This is a genomic window from Lederbergia graminis, assembly GCF_042655485.1.
GTDB lineage: Bacteria > Bacillota > Bacilli > Bacillales > Bacillaceae_C > Lederbergia > Lederbergia graminis.
On record NZ_JBHSMC010000043.1, the window covers coordinates 21,370 to 38,964 of the forward strand.

Annotated in this window: 17 protein-coding genes and 2 riboswitches; all 17 genes read left to right on the forward strand. The window is 37.6% G+C overall.

The genetic code is table 11. The features are described 5' to 3' along the window. Positions 1-21: 21 nt before the first annotated feature. The 17 genes from ACFPM4_RS19510 (at position 22) to ACFPM4_RS19590 (ending at position 16,422) form a co-directional block, all read left to right on the forward strand. On the forward strand, positions 22-381 hold the full coding sequence (locus ACFPM4_RS19510) for an arsenate reductase family protein (RefSeq protein WP_382355551.1): 360 nt from the start codon (positions 22-24) through the stop codon (positions 379-381). Between the two features lie 36 nt (positions 382-417). Continuing rightward, entirely contained in the window at positions 418-798 is a 381-nt protein-coding gene (gene gcvH, locus ACFPM4_RS19515; protein ID WP_382355553.1) for a glycine cleavage system protein GcvH, read from the forward strand. A gap of 76 nt (positions 799-874) precedes the next feature. Then, on the forward strand, positions 875-1,183 hold the full coding sequence (locus ACFPM4_RS19520; protein WP_382355556.1) for a thioredoxin family protein: 309 nt from the start codon (positions 875-877) through the stop codon (positions 1,181-1,183). Positions 1,184-1,275: 92 nt separating this feature from the next. Further along, positions 1,276-1,381, forward strand: a riboswitch (SAM riboswitch). 124 nt (positions 1,382-1,505) lie between these two features. After that, positions 1,506-2,657 (forward strand): N-methyl-L-tryptophan oxidase, encoded by a 1,152-nt coding sequence (gene solA / locus ACFPM4_RS19525; RefSeq protein ID WP_382355559.1) that lies wholly within the window; start codon positions 1,506-1,508, stop codon positions 2,655-2,657. Between the two features lie 30 nt (positions 2,658-2,687). Continuing rightward, a complete protein-coding gene (locus tag ACFPM4_RS19530) occupies positions 2,688-3,515 on the forward strand; it encodes a MetQ/NlpA family ABC transporter substrate-binding protein (RefSeq protein ID WP_382355562.1) in 828 nt (275 codons plus the stop codon). 89 nt (positions 3,516-3,604) lie between these two features. Continuing rightward, positions 3,605-4,633 (forward strand): methionine ABC transporter ATP-binding protein, encoded by a 1,029-nt coding sequence (locus ACFPM4_RS19535; protein WP_382355564.1) that lies wholly within the window; start codon positions 3,605-3,607, stop codon positions 4,631-4,633. Then, on the forward strand, positions 4,623-5,282 hold the full coding sequence (locus ACFPM4_RS19540) for a methionine ABC transporter permease (protein WP_144928441.1): 660 nt from the start codon (positions 4,623-4,625) through the stop codon (positions 5,280-5,282). Before ACFPM4_RS19535 ends, ACFPM4_RS19540 begins: the two co-directional genes overlap by 11 nt. 276 nt (positions 5,283-5,558) lie before the next feature. After that, on the forward strand, positions 5,559-5,711 hold the full coding sequence (locus ACFPM4_RS19545) for a hypothetical protein (protein WP_186324886.1): 153 nt from the start codon (positions 5,559-5,561) through the stop codon (positions 5,709-5,711). An 849-nt stretch (positions 5,712-6,560) separates the two neighbouring features. Next, positions 6,561-7,346: a Fe-S cluster assembly ATPase SufC gene (gene sufC / locus ACFPM4_RS19550; RefSeq protein ID WP_144928443.1), complete on the forward strand. Its 786-nt coding sequence runs from the start codon at positions 6,561-6,563 to the stop codon at positions 7,344-7,346. 17 nt (positions 7,347-7,363) lie between these two features. Continuing rightward, positions 7,364-8,674, forward strand: coding sequence for a Fe-S cluster assembly protein SufD (gene sufD, locus ACFPM4_RS19555; RefSeq protein WP_382355569.1), 1,311 nt, complete (start codon positions 7,364-7,366; stop codon positions 8,672-8,674). Further along, entirely contained in the window at positions 8,674-9,903 is a 1,230-nt protein-coding gene (locus ACFPM4_RS19560) for a cysteine desulfurase (protein ID WP_382355572.1), read from the forward strand. The genes sufD and ACFPM4_RS19560 overlap by 1 nt, the downstream gene beginning before the upstream one ends. Beyond that, a complete protein-coding gene (gene sufU, locus ACFPM4_RS19565) occupies positions 9,893-10,333 on the forward strand; it encodes a Fe-S cluster assembly sulfur transfer protein SufU (protein WP_382355575.1) in 441 nt (146 codons plus the stop codon). The genes ACFPM4_RS19560 and sufU overlap by 11 nt, the downstream gene beginning before the upstream one ends. Before the next feature lie 18 nt (positions 10,334-10,351). After that, positions 10,352-11,749, forward strand: coding sequence for a Fe-S cluster assembly protein SufB (gene sufB, locus ACFPM4_RS19570; RefSeq protein ID WP_382355578.1), 1,398 nt, complete (start codon positions 10,352-10,354; stop codon positions 11,747-11,749). A 136-nt stretch (positions 11,750-11,885) separates the two neighbouring features. Next, entirely contained in the window at positions 11,886-13,238 is a 1,353-nt protein-coding gene (locus ACFPM4_RS19575; protein ID WP_382355580.1) for a bifunctional metallophosphatase/5'-nucleotidase, read from the forward strand. Positions 13,239-13,329: 91 nt separating this feature from the next. Then, positions 13,330-13,632, forward strand: coding sequence for a YunC family protein (locus tag ACFPM4_RS19580; RefSeq protein ID WP_382355583.1), 303 nt, complete (start codon positions 13,330-13,332; stop codon positions 13,630-13,632). An 81-nt stretch (positions 13,633-13,713) separates the two neighbouring features. After that, positions 13,714-14,478: a sporulation protein YunB gene (gene yunB / locus ACFPM4_RS19585; protein ID WP_144928457.1), complete on the forward strand. Its 765-nt coding sequence runs from the start codon at positions 13,714-13,716 to the stop codon at positions 14,476-14,478. A 70-nt stretch (positions 14,479-14,548) separates the two neighbouring features. Then, positions 14,549-14,729, forward strand: a riboswitch (Lysine riboswitch). A 127-nt stretch (positions 14,730-14,856) separates the two neighbouring features. Then, positions 14,857-16,422, forward strand: coding sequence for a Na+/H+ antiporter NhaC family protein (locus ACFPM4_RS19590; protein ID WP_382355585.1), 1,566 nt, complete (start codon positions 14,857-14,859; stop codon positions 16,420-16,422). Positions 16,423-17,595: the final 1,173 nt, after the last annotated feature.

A 17,595-nucleotide genomic window follows, 5' to 3' on the forward strand; every position in this document is an offset into this window, starting at 1 on the left:
ATAAAAAGGAAGGTGTTAAAATTGTCTCTTACCATTTATAGTTATCCTCCATGTGGAACTTGCAGAAAAGCTAAGAAATGGTTAGAAAATCATGGACTAGAATACAAGGAGATTCATATAGTAGAAAATACGCCTACTAGCGCAGAAATAAAAGAAATTTACCAAAATAGTGGTATGGAGTTAAAAAAATTCTTCAATACTAGTGGGGTAAAATATCGAGAGCTTGGATTAAAAGATAAAGTGAAAAACGCTACAGAAGAAGAGTTGCTAGACATCCTTGCTAGTGATGGAATGTTAATTAAGCGTCCAATTGTCACGGATGGAGAAAAAGTTACCGTAGGATTCAAAGAGGTAGAATTTGAACAGACTTGGGGTAAGTAGTATTCTAAAGATACATATACATATGGAGGGATTTTGATGGATACACCGACAGGATTACTTTATTCCGACGAACATGAATGGGTAAAAGAAGAAGGAGATAAAGTAAGAATTGGAATCACTGATTTTGCCCAAGATGAGCTGGGGGATATCGTGTTTGTTGAACTTCCAGAAGTGGGAGATGAAATTAAGGCAGACGAACCATTTGGAAGTGTAGAGTCCGTAAAAACAGTTTCCGAACTGTATGCTCCTTTAAGTGGGAAAGTTGTAGAAGTTAATGATGATTTAGATGATAGTCCAGAACTAGTGAATAGTTCTCCATTTGACAAGGCATGGTTAGTCGTAATTGAACCTACAAACCCAAGTGAAAAAGAAAAACTCATGAATGCTGAAGAATATAAAAAAATGACTAGCCAATAAAAAGTGAAGAAATACACCATGAACTTGCAATGGTGTATTTTTTCCTTATAATGGGTAAAAAAAGGAAGGTCTATATATGGACGCTGTTTCAATAGAAGAGATTCATACAATCATTGAAAATAAACAAACCGCAATATTATATTTCTACACCCCATTATGCGGAACGTGCCAAGTTGCAGGTAAAATGTTATCAGTTGTGGAATTGATGTTACCCCAAATTCCATTTCTGCAATCAGATTTAAATTATATTCCAGAAGCAGCCGAACTTTTTAAAATTGAGAGTGTTCCTTGCTTAATAGTAATGGTAGACGGAGAGATGAAAGAAAAGATTTATGCATTTCAATCGGTTCCTTACTTGCACTCTATTATTTCACAATATTGTTAAAGTTTTTGTAAAAAAATAAATTCGACATATTGACTGGGAAATAAGCATGTGATAGTATAATCTTCATACTTACAAAACTTAATATCTTGTTTATCTTATCAAGAGAGGTGGAGGGATGTGCCCTATGAAGCCCGGCAACCGTCACAATAGTGAAATGGTGCCAAATCACACAAAGCTTTTTGCTTTGGAAGATGAGAGAGGGATTTTAATATTTAGTGCCTTTCTGTTCATCTTGCAGAATGGCATTTTTGTTTTTCTAGTATAATTAATTTCCGCTCACACTCTTATAAGCGAAAGTACATTCATGAAATGAGGGGATCAATTGAGTACACAAAATGACAAAGTAGTAGATTGGGATGTAGCTGTTGTAGGATTAGGATCCATGGGTAGTTTCGCATTTTGGCAGCTTGCTAGTATGGGAGTTAATATAGTAGGATTTGACCGTTATAGACCAGGTCATGACAAAGGAGCTGGACATGGGGAAACAAGGATTTTCCGTACGGCTTATGGCGAAGGAGTAGAGTATGTACCACTACTTCAAGAAGCAAGAGAACTTTGGAGACAACTTGAAAAAGAAACAGGAGTAGAACTCTATATTGAAAATGGTGGGACAATGTTCGGTCCTGCAGACGGAGAGTTCATTACGACTGTTCAAGAAAGTGTTAAAACATATCATCTCCCACATAAAAAATATACTGGGGAAGAAGCTAGAAAGGTTTACCCACAAATAAATTTTCAAGACTATCAAGTTGCGATATATGAAGAATTAGCTGGTTATGTAAAACCTGAGCTCGCAATTGAAACAGCAGTTAATAGAGGAGAAGAGCTTGGTGGAACGGTATTCACTGAGAGCCCGATTACTGCTATTGAGCCAGATGAAGATGGAGTTACGATTAGAACAGCGGACAAGCAATACCGTGTGAATCAAGTAGTAGTTGCTTCTGGCGGCTGGACAAAAGAACTTTTACCACAAATCAATTTACCTGTTACATTAGAAAGGCAAGTTTTGGTGTGGTATGAAGCGGAAGATCCTAAGCAATTCACAGCAGTTAAATTCCCTATCTTTTCGAGAGTAAGTAAAGGAAGAGGTTTCTATGGTTTTCCAACAATCGATGGTAAGACGGTAAAAGTAGCTTTCCATCATGGTGGAGAAGAAGCGAATCATCCTAATGATGTCGATAGGGAAATCCATGAATCAGATCTAAATAATCTGACAGAAAAAGTGAAAAAATATTTACCAGGACTTATTCCTACTCCTGTAAAAGCAAAAACATGTTTCTATACAAATACACCAGATGAACATTTTGTAATTGGAAAATCATCTCGTGTACCCAATGTTACATTATTAGGACCAATGGCAGGACATGGATTTAAATTTGCTCCTATTATTGGAAAAATTGGTGCTCAGTTAGCAACTGGCCAGCAACCAACTTTAGAAATCAGTTTGTTTAACCCAGATCGTTTTAATAATTAAAAAATCTAATAGAAGAAGAGGGACATACAAATGAACAAAAAATTATTAGCAGTATTATTAATTGCATTTACATTATTACTTGCAGCTTGTGGAAAATCAGATGATGGCGTTATTAAAGTTGGAACAACTACATCAGAAGCACCGACATGGAACTTAGTAAAAGATCTTGCTAAAGAAGAAGGAATTGAATTAGAAGTAATCAAAATTGATGACTATGTAAAACCAAACATCGCATTAGATGAAGGGGAAATAGATATCAACGCATTCCAGACAGTAGTTTATTTTGATAACTTTATTAAAGAACGTGATCTTGATTTATCCGCAATTGGTACAACAAATATTTGGCCGATGGGTATTTACTCGAAAAAAGTAGATAATATTAATGATTTAAAAGACGGTGACCAAATCATTATTCCGAATGACCCAACCAACTTAGGAAGAGCACTATTATTACTAGAAAAAGCAGAGCTGATTAAATTAAAAGATGATTTCGACGGAACTGGTGGAGTAGAAAATATTGTAGAAAATCCAAAGAACTTTGAAATTACACCAGTAGCTGCTGGTCAAACTGCTCGAGGACTTGATGATGCAGCTGCATCTGTTATTAACTCTGATATGGCAATCAATGCTGGATTAAACCCAACAAAAGAATCTATTTTCAGAGAAGATTCAAGTAATAAAGCATATATCAACATTATCGCAGCGAAGACTGATCGCAAAGACGATGAAGACTTTGCTAAAATTGTAGAGATTTATCATAGTGAGGAAGTAAGTAGTTTTATTGAAGAACATTTTAATGGAGCGGCTGTTCCAGTTAAAGAACCAGTTTCATTCTTAGAGGATTATAAACAAAATTAATGTACAATATAGCTCTAGCTGGTATCCAATAGCTAGAGCTATCAATCTGTTCATTATAAGTTAAATTTTTATAGTAAGGAGAAAATCAAATGCTTCTATTAGATGATGTGTATAAAGTATATGGGAAAAAGAAAGAGAAAAAAGTTGAAGCATTAAAAGGGATTACCCTCTCCGTTGAAAAAGGAGAAATTTTTGGTGTTGTTGGTTTTAGTGGGGCCGGAAAAAGTACGTTAATTCGCTGCGTAAATTTACTAGAACGACCAACATCAGGAAGAGTGCTAATCAATGGAGTGGATTTATTAACACTATCTCCGAAAAAGTTATGTGAGCAAAGAAAGAAAATCGGCATGATTTTTCAGCAGTATAACTTATTGCATTCCAAAACGATTGCACAAAATGTGGCGATGCCTTTAGTGTTAGAAGGTAAGCCAAAAGCGTATATAAAGGAAAAAGTAACAGAGCTACTTTCTTTTGTAGGCTTGGAAGATCGTATGAATCATTATCCAGAACAATTATCAGGTGGTCAGAAACAAAGAGTGGGAATCGCTAGAGCGTTAGCGACAGATCCAGATATTCTCTTATGTGACGAAGCTACTTCTGCACTAGATCCAACTACTACACAATCTGTTTTAGACTTATTGAGAAAAGTAAGAGATGAGTTCCAAGTAACTATTTTGATGATTACTCACGAGATGAATGTCATTAAAGATATTTGTGATAAAGTGGCAGTTATTGAAGGAGGAAAAATTGTAGAACAAGGTTCTGTTATGGAAGTATTTACGGAACCGAAAACTGAAATTGCTAGAAGCTTTGTCCGAACTGTTTTAAATGATGAAACACCAAAAGGAATAAAAGATTGGATGAAAGCAAGCAACGGTAAAACATATCGTGTTATTTTTAAAGGGAATGCGACAAACATTCCACTTTTATCAGATACAGCTAAAAAGTTTTCTGTTGATTTGAATGTATTCCATGGGATGGTCACTGAGCTACAAGGACAACCATTTGGAAATTTACTCATTAATATTCAAGGCGACAGTAACGAAATAGAACAGGCTGTTGAATTTATGAAGTCTCAAGAAGCAATCGTAAAGGAGGTAACTCCAAATGAGTTTTGAACCATGGTTTTGGCCTGAGTTTTTCAATTCACTTAATGAAACATTATATATGGTAAGTGTAGGATTAATAATATCAGTAATCATTGGATTACCGATCGGTGTTATTCTCGTAATAACAAGAGAAGGTGGAATTTTACAAAATAAAGTTGTTTTTACGATTTTAGATATTGTTATTAATATTTTCCGATCGATTCCATTTATTATCTTGATTGTTGCAATAACTCCATTCACTCGTATGATTGTGGGAACAACAATTGGGACAACAGCAGCAATTGTGCCTCTTGTATTGTATACCGCATTTTATATTGGCAGACTAATTGAGAATTCTTTATTGGAAGTGGATCAAGGAACGATTGAATTAGCGCAATCAATGGGGGCAACTCCATGGCAAATGATCTGGCGTTTCTTACTTCCGGAGGCGCTTGGCTCTATTGTACTTGCCCTAACCATTGCGACGATTGGTTTAATTGGTGCAACAGCAATGGCAGGAGCAGTCGGTGCTGGTGGTATTGGTGACTTAGCAATTACGTATGGATACAACCAATATAAAGATGATATTATGATTATCACTGTTGTAACATTAATCGTAATGGTTCAACTAGTACAATCAATAGGAAATATTATCGCGAAAAAGATAAGAAGAAATTAAATGTATGTTTTTAGACTTATCTGAAAATTGTAGTTCGATATGACTAATTCTTAATTTAATAGCTTCCTCACAAACGGCTCCCCTATCGCATATATAGCATGCGATAGGGGAAAAATTTTTGTTGAAAATCTATAAAAATCGTATTTATAATTTAGTTTTTATCGTTTATAATAGGGTACGTGTAAAAAAGGATATCCAATAAATGGGCCTAACTGGTCCAAATAATGAAAGGATTGGTTTCTTATTAATACCCTGGAAATTCAGTACACGAATGGCATGGAGAAAGCTATGTATGGAGCGCACGGAGTAGGTTATGAGCGCTATAAACAAGAACACGAAATACGTATGCAAATTGAGAAAAAACGAGAAAAAGAATATGTCGCTTCTCAGCAAATGACATCGAATCTTGGACGAAAAATTCATACATGAAATTGAAATTAAAATAAATAACAATGTAAAAATGATAATATGATTAAAGCGGGCTAGCGATAATTCGCTGGCCTTTTTACATAGTAGAAGAATAATGAAGTTAAAGGGCAACCATCTTTGGTTGAAGAACATATGCTTATTGCGAGCCCGCACGATACGGGTCAGAAAGGCGTTACAACAGGAAGGTGTGATCTTAGCCTTCCATTATCTCCAACCGCCTTTCGCTTTTCTTTGTCTAGCTCCAGCGCATAGCGACTAGCTGATTTCAGATCCCTTCCTACGATAAGTCAACATCGAAGGGGTTCGTCGACTAAATTCGCCACATCCTGTGGGCCGCCTCGTCGTGTTTCCTTTATCTCGTCAGGGCTCTTAGAGAGTGGAGCGTCGACTAAAACCGGCACGTCCTGTGCCAACGTCGACGTAACCTACCTCCTGTAGGCCCACGTCGCTAACCATGCGCCTTTCGCTTTTCTTTTGTCTAGCTCAAGGCGCCATCGGCTCGAGGTAAAATAACCTGCCCCAATGAAAGGCAAAAACCGCCTTTCTTTGGGGCAGAACATTTGCTTGTCGCCGATAGACGGGCGCCTTTCGCTTTTCATTGTCTAGCTCCAGCGCATAGCGACTAGCTGATTTCAGATCCCTTCCTACGATAAGTCAACATCGACTCGTTCCTCGTCGTGTTTCCTTTATCTCGTCAGGGCTCTTAGAAATCCGTACGTCGCTAACCATGCGCTGTCGCTTTTCTTGCTAGTTGATAATAATTTTAATATAGTATAAGATGTTAATGAGAATAAATTGAGAATGAACTCATCAAAATAAGAAAATCATTTTCTATTTACTGGAGGTAAAATAATGACTTCGACATTAGTTATCAAAGATTTACATGTAGAGATCGAAGGTAAGGAGATTTTAAAAGGTGTTAACCTTGAAATAAAGGGTGGAGAAATCCACGCAGTCATGGGACCAAATGGTACAGGTAAATCAACTTTATCTGCTGCTATTATGGGACATCCTAAATATGAAGTAACAAAAGGTTCTATTACACTAGACGGCGAAGATGTTCTTGAAATGGAAGTTGATGAACGTGCTCGCGCAGGCTTATTCCTTGCAATGCAATATCCAAGTGAAATCAGCGGTGTAACAAACGCTGAATTTTTACGTGCATCGATTAATGCTCGTCGTGAAGAAGGTCAAGAAATTTCATTAATGAAGTTTATCCGTGAAATGGATAAGAAAATGGAATTGTTAGAAATGGATCCAAATATGGCACAACGTTATTTAAATGAAGGTTTCTCTGGTGGAGAAAAGAAACGTAATGAAATCCTACAATTAATGATGATTGAGCCTAAAATTGCAATTTTAGATGAAATCGACTCAGGTCTTGATATTGATGCATTGAAAGTTGTATCAAAAGGAATCAATGAAATGCGTTCTAGTGATTTCGGATGCATGATTATTACACACTATCAACGCCTTCTAAATTATATTACTCCTGACTTTGTACATGTCATGATGCAAGGACGCGTTGTTAAATCTGGAGGTCCGGAATTAGCACAACGTCTAGAAGCAGAAGGATATGAGTGGATCAAAGCTGAACTCGGAATTGAAGACGAAACAGTTGGTCAAGAAGCATAAGTGTTAGGAGGATTAACATGACAATCGATACGAAAATGTTGATAGATGAAGCCTATATCAGAGCTTTTTCAACTGAAAATAGCGAACCTGAGTGGCTAACTGAATTAAGAGTGCAAGCACTACTTAAATCAGAAGAACTATCACTACCAAAACCGGATAAAACTAGAATTAAGAATTGGAATTTTACAGAGTTCTCAAAACATGGTGCTGCTGGTAATGCGATTAATTCATTGGATGATCTTCCTGAAGCAGCAAAAGCAGCTATTAATGTAGAACATGAGAATAAGAATCTATATATTCAACATAATCAAACAGCAGCCTTTTTGTCACTTTCAGAGGACTTAAAATCACAAGGTGTTATTTTCACTGATATTATTACAGCAGCAAAAGAACACGGTGACTTAGTTCAGAAATATTTCATGAAAGATGCTGTAAAAGTTGATGAACATAAATTAACAGCTTATCATGCTGCTTTAATGAACGGTGGGGTATTCCTATACGTTCCGAAAAATGTGGAAGTAAAGGAACCGATTCAAGCAATCTATATCTCTGATGATAAAGAAGCTGCAATGTTTAACCATGTTATCGTTGTTGCAGATGATAATAGTTCTGTTACATTTGTAGAAAATTATCTTTCAACTCACGAGGAAGTAGATGGTGTTGTTAACATTATCTCTGAAGTATTTGCAAACAATAATGCGAAAGTTGTCTTCGGAGCAGTTGATACACTACCAGAAGGATCGACTGTTTATGTTAACCGTCGTGGTGTAACTGGTCGTGATGCACAACTTGATTGGGCACTCGGCATGATGAATGATGGCAACACAATCTTTGAAAATATTACAAACCTAATGGGCGATGGCTCTAATAGTGATGCAAAAACAGTTGTTGTAGGTAGAGGAAAACAAACGCAAAACTTTACAACAAGTATTGTTCATTTTGGGAAAAATACAGAAGGCTTCATTTTAAAACATGGTGTAATGAAGGATTCTGCATCTTCTATTTTCAATGGAATTGGAAAAATAGAAAAAGGTGCTTCTGGATCTAATGCTGTTCAAGAATCTCGCGTACTAATGTTGAGTGAAAAGGCACGTGGCGATGCAAACCCTATTCTTCTAATTGATGAAGATGATGTTATGGCAGGTCATGCAGCTTCAGTAGGCCGCGTAGATCCTTTACAATTATATTATTTAATGAGCCGTGGTATTACGAAGGCAGAGGCAGAGCGCTTAATTATTCATGGTTTCTTATCACCAGTTGTAGAAAAACTACCAATTGAAGCTGTAAAAGATCAGTTAACAGCCATTATTGAAAGGAAAGTTCAATAATGAATGTTGCTGAGGTTCGCAAATTATTTCCTATTCTCGACCAAGAGGTGAACGGAAATCCGCTCGTTTATTTGGACAGCGCAGCGACCTCACAAAAGCCGTTACAAGTAATTGAGACTTTAGAGGAATATTATAAAGGCTACAATTCGAATGTGCATCGGGGTGTTCATACTCTTGGTACGAAAGCCACTGACAAATATGAAGATGCTCGTGATAAAGTACGTAAATTTATCAATGCAGCGTCAAGAGAAGAAATTATATTCACACGCGGTACTACTACCGCATTAAATACAGTCGCAGCGAGTTACGGAAGAGATAATCTTCAAGAAGGCGATGAAATTGTCATTACTTACATGGAACACCATAGTAATATTATTCCTTGGCAACAAGTTGCAAGGCAAACAGGAGCAATTCTAAAGTATATTCCTCTCCAACCAGATGGAACGATATCACTTGATGATGCTCGAGCTACAATCACCTCAAACACAAAAATAGTATCCATCATGCAAGTTTCCAATGTACTTGGTGTAATTAATCCGATTAAGGAAATTGCAGCTATTGCTCATGAAAATGGTGCAATCATAGTGGTGGATGGTGCTCAAAGTACTCCTCATATGAAAGTGGACGTGCGTGATTTAGATTGTGACTTCTTTGCATTTTCAGCACATAAAATGTGTGGTCCGACAGGAATTGGGGTTCTTTATGGTAAGAAAGAATTACTTGAAAACATGGAGCCAGTTGAATTTGGTGGTGAGATGATCGATTTTGTTGGTCTTCAAGAATCCACTTGGAAAGAGCTACCATGGAAATTCGAAGCAGGTACACCAATCATTGCAGGTGCAATTGGATTAGGGGCTGCAATTGACTTTTTAAATGAAGTTGGAATGGAAAATATTCTGGAACATGAACATAAACTAGCAGCATATGCATTGGAGAAAATGTCTGCTATTGAAGGTCTTACAATTTATGGACCACAAAAAACAGAACACCGTGCTGGAGTAGTTACTTTTAATTTAGAAGATGTACATCCACACGATGTAGCTACAGTAATAGATGCAGAAGGAATTGCGGTACGTGCTGGTCATCATTGTGCACAACCCTTGATGAAATGGCTAAACGTATCTGCAACTGCAAGAGCAAGTTTTTACTTGTATAACACGGAACAAGACGTTGATAAGCTTGTAGAAGGGCTTGTCAGAACAAAGGAGTATTTTACGAATGGCTTTTAATAACCTGGATACCCTCTACCGCCAAGTAATTATGGATCATTATAAAAACCCGCGCAACAAAGGCAGCCTTGCAGATGGCAGCTTGACAGTCGATATGAATAATCCGACATGTGGAGACCGGATCCATCTGACAATGAAGGTTGAGGATGGAAAGGTTACGGATGCGAAATTCGAAGGGGAAGGTTGCTCTATTTCTATGGCCTCTGCATCGATGATGACGCAGACTATTATTGGTCAGAACGTAGAACAAGCAATGAAACTTTCCCAAATCTTCTCCGAAATGATCCAAGGAAATGATTATGAACTTGATGATTCAGTTGACCTAGGTGATATTGAAGCGTTGCAAGGCGTTTCTAAATTTCCAGCTCGCATTAAGTGTGCAACACTTGCGTGGAAAGCAATGGAAAAAGGATTGGCTGAACAAAAATAGGAAATGGAGGAATGATCAATGGCTAAAAAGGCACCTGAAATCGGCGATTACAAATATGGATTTAGTGACAAAGACGTTTCCGTATTTCGTTCTGAACGTGGACTAACTCCAGAAATCGTTAAGGAAATTTCCAAAATGAAAGAAGAGCCACAATGGATGCTCGATTTCCGTCTTAAATCATTGGAGCAGTTTTACAAAATGCCAATGCCACAATGGGGTGGAGATTTAAATTCTCTTAACTTTGACGAAATTAGATACTATGTAAAACCATCTGAGCAAACAGAAAGAAGCTGGGATGAAGTACCGGAAGAAATAAAACAAACATTTGACAAGCTTGGGATTCCAGAAGCAGAACAAAAATACCTTGCTGGTGTTTCCGCTCAATATGAATCTGAAGTTGTGTATCATAATATGAAGCAAGACTTAGAAGATATGGGAATTGTTTTTAAAGATACAGATTCAGCGTTAAAGGAAAATGAAGATATTTTCCGCGAGCATTGGGCAACTGTAATCCCTCCTTCTGATAATAAATTTGCTGCATTAAACTCTGCAGTTTGGTCTGGTGGATCCTTTATTTATGTACCACCAGGTGTAAAAGTGGATACTCCGCTCCAAGCATATTTCCGTATTAACTCAGAAAACATGGGGCAATTTGAGAGAACACTTATTATCGTAGATGAAGGTGCATCTGTACACTATGTTGAAGGATGTACAGCACCAGTTTATACAACAAACTCCCTACACAGCGCTGTAGTAGAGATTATCATTAAAAAAGATGCATACTGCCGTTATACAACTATTCAAAACTGGGCAAATAACGTGTATAACCTTGTAACGAAGCGTGCAGTTTGTGAAGAACGCGCAACAATGGAATGGATTGATGGTAATATTGGTTCGAAATTGACAATGAAATATCCTGCTGTTTTCCTGAAAGGGGAAGGTGCACGTGGTATGACATTATCCATTGCGCTTGCTGGTAAAGGGCAACATCAGGATGCAGGTGCGAAAATGATGCATTTAGCACCAAATACTTCATCCTCTATTGTTTCTAAATCCATCTCCAAGCATGGTGGTAAAGTAACATACCGTGGTATTGTTCATTTCGGTCGTAAAGCAGATGGTGCACGCTCCAATATCGAGTGTGATACTTTGATTATGGATAATCAATCTACATCTGATACGATTCCATACAATGAGATCCTGAATGACAATATCTCATTGGAACACGAAGCGAAAGTTTCTAAAGTATCTGAAGAACAACTATTCTATTTAATGAGCCGTGGTGTTTCTGAACAAGAAGCAACAGAAATGATTGTAATGGGCTTCATTGAGCCATTTACAAAAGAACTTCCAATGGAATATGCGGTTGAAATGAATAGATTAATCAAATTCGAAATGGAAGGTAGTATCGGTTAATCGAACTACATCCATGGAACCTGTCAGGCAATATCTTGCTTGGCAGGTTTTTTATTTTCCTAGATGAAAATTCTTATGTAATTCGCTACAATGAAGAATATAAATATGTGCTCTAAGATATGGAAGTGTATTTATTATGATTGAAAAAATTCATATTTATCATACAAACGATCTCCATAGTCATTTTGAAAATTGGCCTCGAATTGAAGCATTTATTAAACAACGGAAGCAACAACATGAACTAGAGGGAGAAGAAGTATTTCTATTTGATATCGGTGATTTTTCCGACCGTTTTCATCCATATACCGAAGCGACGATGGGAAAGGGTAACACAAAATTATTAAACAATGCACAATATACGGCTGTTACAATTGGAAACAATGAAGGTATTACGATGCCGCATCAAGGGCTTGCATCATTGTATGAAGAAGCTAATTTTGATGTGATTGTTGCTAACTTATATTTACCTGAACAAAAACGGCCAGATTGGGTGTTGCCTTATCAGATTTACGAAACGAAAAAGGGCACTAGAATAGGAGTAACTGCTGTTACTACATATTATAAAAAATTATATGGATTACTTGGTTGGGAATTATCGGAACCCTTTACAGAATTAACGATGCAAATCAATGAGATGAAAGATAAAACAGATATGATAATTTTGTTATCTCACTTAGGAATACATGATGATGAAAAAATAGCTGAGCAATATCCAGAGATTGATTTAATCCTAGGTGCACATACACATCATTATTTTCTGGAAGGGAAGCAAACGGATAATGCCTTCATGGCTGCTGCGGGGAAGTATGGGCGTTATGTTGGGTATGTACAATTAGAGATTCAAAACAGGATACAAATGGAAGCAACTTTATATGAAACGGAGTTATTACCTTCAGTTCAAGATGAAGAGGAAAAAATACAATCCTTTCTTGATAAAGGAAAACAGCTGCTGAATGAAACAGTGACATATATGGATAATAGTCTATCGTTCTCTTGGAAAGAACCATCACCATTAGCTGAATTATTATGTGAAGCTCTCCATGAATGGTGTAATGCAGATTGTACTTTAATTAATTCCGGAGTTGTGTTAACCCCATTAAACAGTGGAAGAATTACAAAATATGATTTGCACCAGATGCTTCCTCATCCAATTAACCCGTGTATAGTTGAATTATCAGGTGCGGAGTTAAAAGAAATTCTTTTACATGCTGAAGATGAAAGTTGGTCCAAATTACCAGTTATTGGTCTCGGTTTTAGAGGATCTGTAATGGGAAACTTCGTTACTAAAGGCGTATTCATCGACAATAATGAGGTTTTTATGAATCAAAAACCGTTAGAGCCTGAGAACATGTATAAGCTAGCAACAACAGATATGTTCACATTCGGAAAATTTTTTCCAGAAATTCAACGTTCACAAATAAAGCAATATTTAATGCCAGAATTTCTTCGAGATATTATGGAATGGAAACTAAAACAAATGTCTATATAGTCAATAGTACAGTTTTAGTTTCAAGGGAAATCTACAGTAAACTATTATTCACCCTAGACATACTATATGGTATTGGAAGGAGTGAATGTAAATGGTAAATGTAGAACCAGTTATAATCGAAGGACATACGTTCATAGCAACAACTGTATTTTTACCAAAAACTACCTTGCTTACAATATCAAACGATAAAGGGTACATTATGTGTGGTGCACTTGATGTACATTTACTCAATACGAAACTTTTAGATCGACAAATTATATCGGGAAGAGCAGTCGGAGTCAAAACCATTGAACAACTTCTGGAGGCTCCACTTGAGTCAGTAACAGTAGCGGCTGAAAAATTAGGTATAAAAAAAGGTATGATTGGTAAAGAAGCATTATTAAAAATGATGTAAAAATGAAAAGATATATTTAAATAAAATTATCCTACCATCCCTCTTTCATGCATACATTTGCTTGTAAGGGAGGGATTTTTTTTGGCTGTATTTCGAGCTCGAAAGATACGCCGCGGCCCTTTGCCGTTTCGTTACGTATTACTACTAACTTTTGTGTTTTTTATTTTTTCTACAGCTTTAGGGCTCTGGATAGTGAATAAAGGGATGAAGCCCACATTACAAAGTTATGCAGAATCAACAACAAAGAAAATTGCACCAATGGTGATAGATAAAGCAGTGGCAGACGTTGTACCTAATGTGAAGGATATTAGAGAAATTGCTGAGATTGTCCCGAATGGATCTGGTGGTTCAGCCGTCATATTTAAAACAGATATAATTAATAAGGCACAGTCAGACCTTGCGAAAGCAATTCAGCAAAATATAAAATATGCAGAAACAGGTGATCTAGCAACATTGGAAACTGATTCTGCAATTAAGTTTGATTATGATAAAACAAGTAAAGAGGAAGGGATCGTATATTCCTTTCCTCTTGGACAGGCGACAAATAATGCTTTACTTGGAAACTTGGGTCCTAGAATCCCAATAAAGTTTACTGCAATTGGGAATGTGCGCACCAATGTAAAACCGGTTGTAGAATATCATCCTATCAATAATGCTTTTATTACAGTTATGATAGAAATAGAAGTGAACATTGAAATTATTATTCCTTTTGCGTCTGACATAGCTACTGTGCATCAAAAGGTCCCAATTGCGATAGGCTATTTTCCTGGGGAAGTACCGCAATTTTATAATGGAAATACAAGTTTAAGTCCATCTATACAATTGCCAACAGATTCCACTCCTTAGTATTTGCTTTAGAGTGTAATGCATGATATATTATATTAGAATAACAAATTGTATATTAACCTTATCAATCGGATGGGGTAGAGGCGCGAATGAAATGAGTAAGTTGTGTGAGGATGACAACAATGACCACAATGGAAAGGTTCATTTGCCGAAGCGAGTAATATTGTCAGCTATTTCTCGTTGGTGTTGCTTTGAATAAGAGTAACACTCTCGTATTTAGTATCTACTAAATATGGGGAGCTACAGATCACGATGGAGAACCATTACATTACAAGAGTAATGATAGATCTCTATCATTACTCTTTTTTATGTTTTTTTTCTGCCGTGACTGTTTATTCGTCCAACTTTGTTGCGACATTATACAGGAGGGTATTATCAATGGAAAACACTATATGGTCCATACTACCGCCTATTTTGGCAATAGTTATGGTTATATTAACAAAAAGAGTGCTACTGTCTCTCGGGACGGGAATTATTGCTTCAGCATTATTATTAGGGCAAGGGAGTATCAAAAACTCTGCAATTTATCTATGGGATGCAATTAAAGGAATTTTCATAGATGATGGTTCATTAAATACGTGGAATATTTATATTGTATTATTCTTATTTATCCTTGGAGTTATTACGGTCTTAATCAACATGGTTGGAGGAAGCCGTGCTTTTGGAGAATGGGCTATTACAAAAGTGAAAAATCGAAAAGGGGCTCAACTTTTAGCTGCGATTTTGAGCATTATCATTTTCATTGATGATTATTTTAACGCACTTGCAGTTGGACAAGTTGCTAGACCAATCACAGATAGACATCGTATATCACGAGCAAAGTTAGCATATATCATTGATTCTACATCCGCACCTATATGTGTTGTATCTCCAATTTCAAGTTGGGGTGCTTATATTATGGGGATATTAGCAACAGTTTTTGCAACGCATCAAATTACGGATATGTCTGTATTCACTGCTTTTATACAAATGATTCCAATGAATTTGTATGTTTGGACAACGTTAATATTTGTGTTTGTCATTGCTATTCTTAATGTTGATTTTGGTAGTATGAAAAAACATGAAGAGCGGACGATTGCTACAGGAATACCATATGACGAAAACAAAACAATACCAGGTGAAGTGCAAATCGACATTCCTGTAAGTGAAAAAGGTCGAGTGAGAGATTTGCTTTGGCCAATTATCGCTCTATTTATAGGTACAATAGGGGCGATCATTTGGAGTGGAATTCAAAATTCGGATGAGATTACGTTAATGAACATTTTTGGTAATGCCGATGTTGCGCTATCGCTTGTAATTGGTGGGATTATTAGTTTATTAGTAATCATCATGTTATTTTTCATTCAATCTAAAAAATATCAGACTGTGCAACCAAAGTTATTATCTACTGCTTTTGTTAGTGGTGTGAAATCGATGATGTCTGCAGTTTTAATATTATTTTTCGCCTGGGCTTTGATTACATTAATAGATTTATTGGGCACAGGAGTGTATCTAGGGAGCTTAGTTGAAAGCTCAAACTTACATGTTGGCTTCCTACCAGTAATTTTGTTTATTGGTGCTGCTGTAATGGCATTTGCAACAGGAACTTCTTGGGGAGCATTTGGAATATTATTACCTATAGCAAGTCAAATTATTATGGTTACAGACAGTTCTTTACTTTTACCGACACTAGCTGCTGTCTTAGCAGGTGCGGTCATGGGCGATCATTGTTCACCAATTTCTGATACAACAATTCTCTCGTCAACTGGCGCAGGTAGTAATTTAATGGATCATGTAATGACCCAACTACCGTATGCAATACTAACCGGACTAATCTCGGCAATGGGATATATTGTAATAGGGTTTACAAATAATACGTTATTAGGATTAGTTACAATTGCGATTTTGCTACTGTGTTCCGTATTAATTTTATGGAAAAGGAAAAATTTAAATACAATTAGATAAAGAAAACAATTTAACGAGCACTGGAAGAGAAGGAGAGAGCACGTACCGTCAGGTCACGTGCTCTCTTTACTTGTAAAATCTCTTACGAGGTCAAGATAGCGGGTTCTAACGTGCCTCTTCGCGTGGAAAATGGGAGAGGAGGGAACGTAGGCGGATACATCGTGCTCTGCTCGAGGAGAAAAAGAGTAGAGCGATCACGCTGGCTTGTTCAACGTGCCCACCTCGAGAAGAAAAAAGCTTGGAGTGGTCACGCAAGAGCGTCCATTGTGCCCACCTCAAGGAGAAAAAGCTTGGAGTGGTCACGCAAGAGCGTCCATCGTTCCCACCTCGAGAAGAAAAAGGTCAGAGCGGTCACGCAAGAGCGTCCATTGTGCCCTCCTTGAGAAGAAAAAGCTTAAAGCAGTCATGCAAGGTCGTTCATCGTGCCCGCCTTGAGAAGAAAAAGCTTAAAGCGGTCATGCAAGGTCGTTCATCGTGCCCGCCTTGAGAAGAAAAAGCTTAAAGCGGTCATGCAAGGTCGTTCATCGTGCCCGCCTTGAGAAGAAAAAGAGTAAAGCGGTCACGCAAGAGCGTTCATCGTGCCCGCCTTGAGAAGAAAAAGAGTAAAGCGGTCACGCAAGCTCGTTCATCGTGCCCGCCTCGAGGAGAAAAAGCTTAGAGCGGTCATGCAAGGTCGTTCAACGTGCCCTCCTTGAGAAGAAAAAGAGTAGAGCGGTCATGCGGGCTTGTTCAACGTGCCCGCCTCGAGAGGAAAAGATGAAAGGTGGTCACGCAAGAGCGTCCAACGTGCCCACTTTGAGGAGAAAAAGCTTGGAGTGGTCACGCAAGAGCGTTCATCGTGCCCGTCTCAGGAGGAAGAAGGTCAGAGCGGTCACGCAAGAGCGTCCATTGTGCCCACCTCAAGGAGAAAAAGCTTAAAGCGGTCACGCAAGCTTTTCCATCGTTCCCGCCTCAGGAGGAAGAAGGTCAGAGCGGTCACGCAAGAGCGTCCATTGTGCCCACCTCAAGGAGAAAAAGCTTGGAGCGGTCACGCAAGAGCATCCATCGTGCCCACCTCGAGAAGAAAAAGAGTCAAGTCCATAATATTGTGTAAAAGTTATTACAACATTTTCAACCAACTTTATATAGTAAAATGGACGGCCACAGCGTAGCTGCTTGCCATTGACTTCAGCG

What these genes read in the sequence shown, in the direction of transcription:
- gcvH (WP_382355553.1), top strand. Translation starts at nt 418, where the DNA reads ATGGATACACCGACAGGATTACTTTATTCCGACGAACATGAATGGGTA.
- ACFPM4_RS19520 (WP_382355556.1), top strand. Translation starts at nt 875, where the DNA reads ATGGACGCTGTTTCAATAGAAGAGATTCATACAATCATTGAAAATAAA.
- ACFPM4_RS19530 (WP_382355562.1), top strand. Translation starts at nt 2,688, where the DNA reads ATGAACAAAAAATTATTAGCAGTATTATTAATTGCATTTACATTATTA.
- ACFPM4_RS19535 (WP_382355564.1), top strand. Translation starts at nt 3,605, where the DNA reads ATGCTTCTATTAGATGATGTGTATAAAGTATATGGGAAAAAGAAAGAG.
- ACFPM4_RS19540 (WP_144928441.1), top strand. Translation starts at nt 4,623, where the DNA reads ATGAGTTTTGAACCATGGTTTTGGCCTGAGTTTTTCAATTCACTTAAT.
- ACFPM4_RS19545 (WP_186324886.1), top strand. Translation starts at nt 5,559, where the DNA reads ATGGAGAAAGCTATGTATGGAGCGCACGGAGTAGGTTATGAGCGCTAT.
- sufD (WP_382355569.1), top strand. Translation starts at nt 7,364, where the DNA reads ATGACAATCGATACGAAAATGTTGATAGATGAAGCCTATATCAGAGCT.
- ACFPM4_RS19560 (WP_382355572.1), top strand. Translation starts at nt 8,674, where the DNA reads ATGAATGTTGCTGAGGTTCGCAAATTATTTCCTATTCTCGACCAAGAG.
- sufU (WP_382355575.1), top strand. Translation starts at nt 9,893, where the DNA reads ATGGCTTTTAATAACCTGGATACCCTCTACCGCCAAGTAATTATGGAT.
- sufB (WP_382355578.1), top strand. Translation starts at nt 10,352, where the DNA reads ATGGCTAAAAAGGCACCTGAAATCGGCGATTACAAATATGGATTTAGT.
- ACFPM4_RS19575 (WP_382355580.1), top strand. Translation starts at nt 11,886, where the DNA reads ATGATTGAAAAAATTCATATTTATCATACAAACGATCTCCATAGTCAT.
- ACFPM4_RS19580 (WP_382355583.1), top strand. Translation starts at nt 13,330, where the DNA reads ATGGTAAATGTAGAACCAGTTATAATCGAAGGACATACGTTCATAGCA.
- ACFPM4_RS19590 (WP_382355585.1), top strand. Translation starts at nt 14,857, where the DNA reads ATGGAAAACACTATATGGTCCATACTACCGCCTATTTTGGCAATAGTT.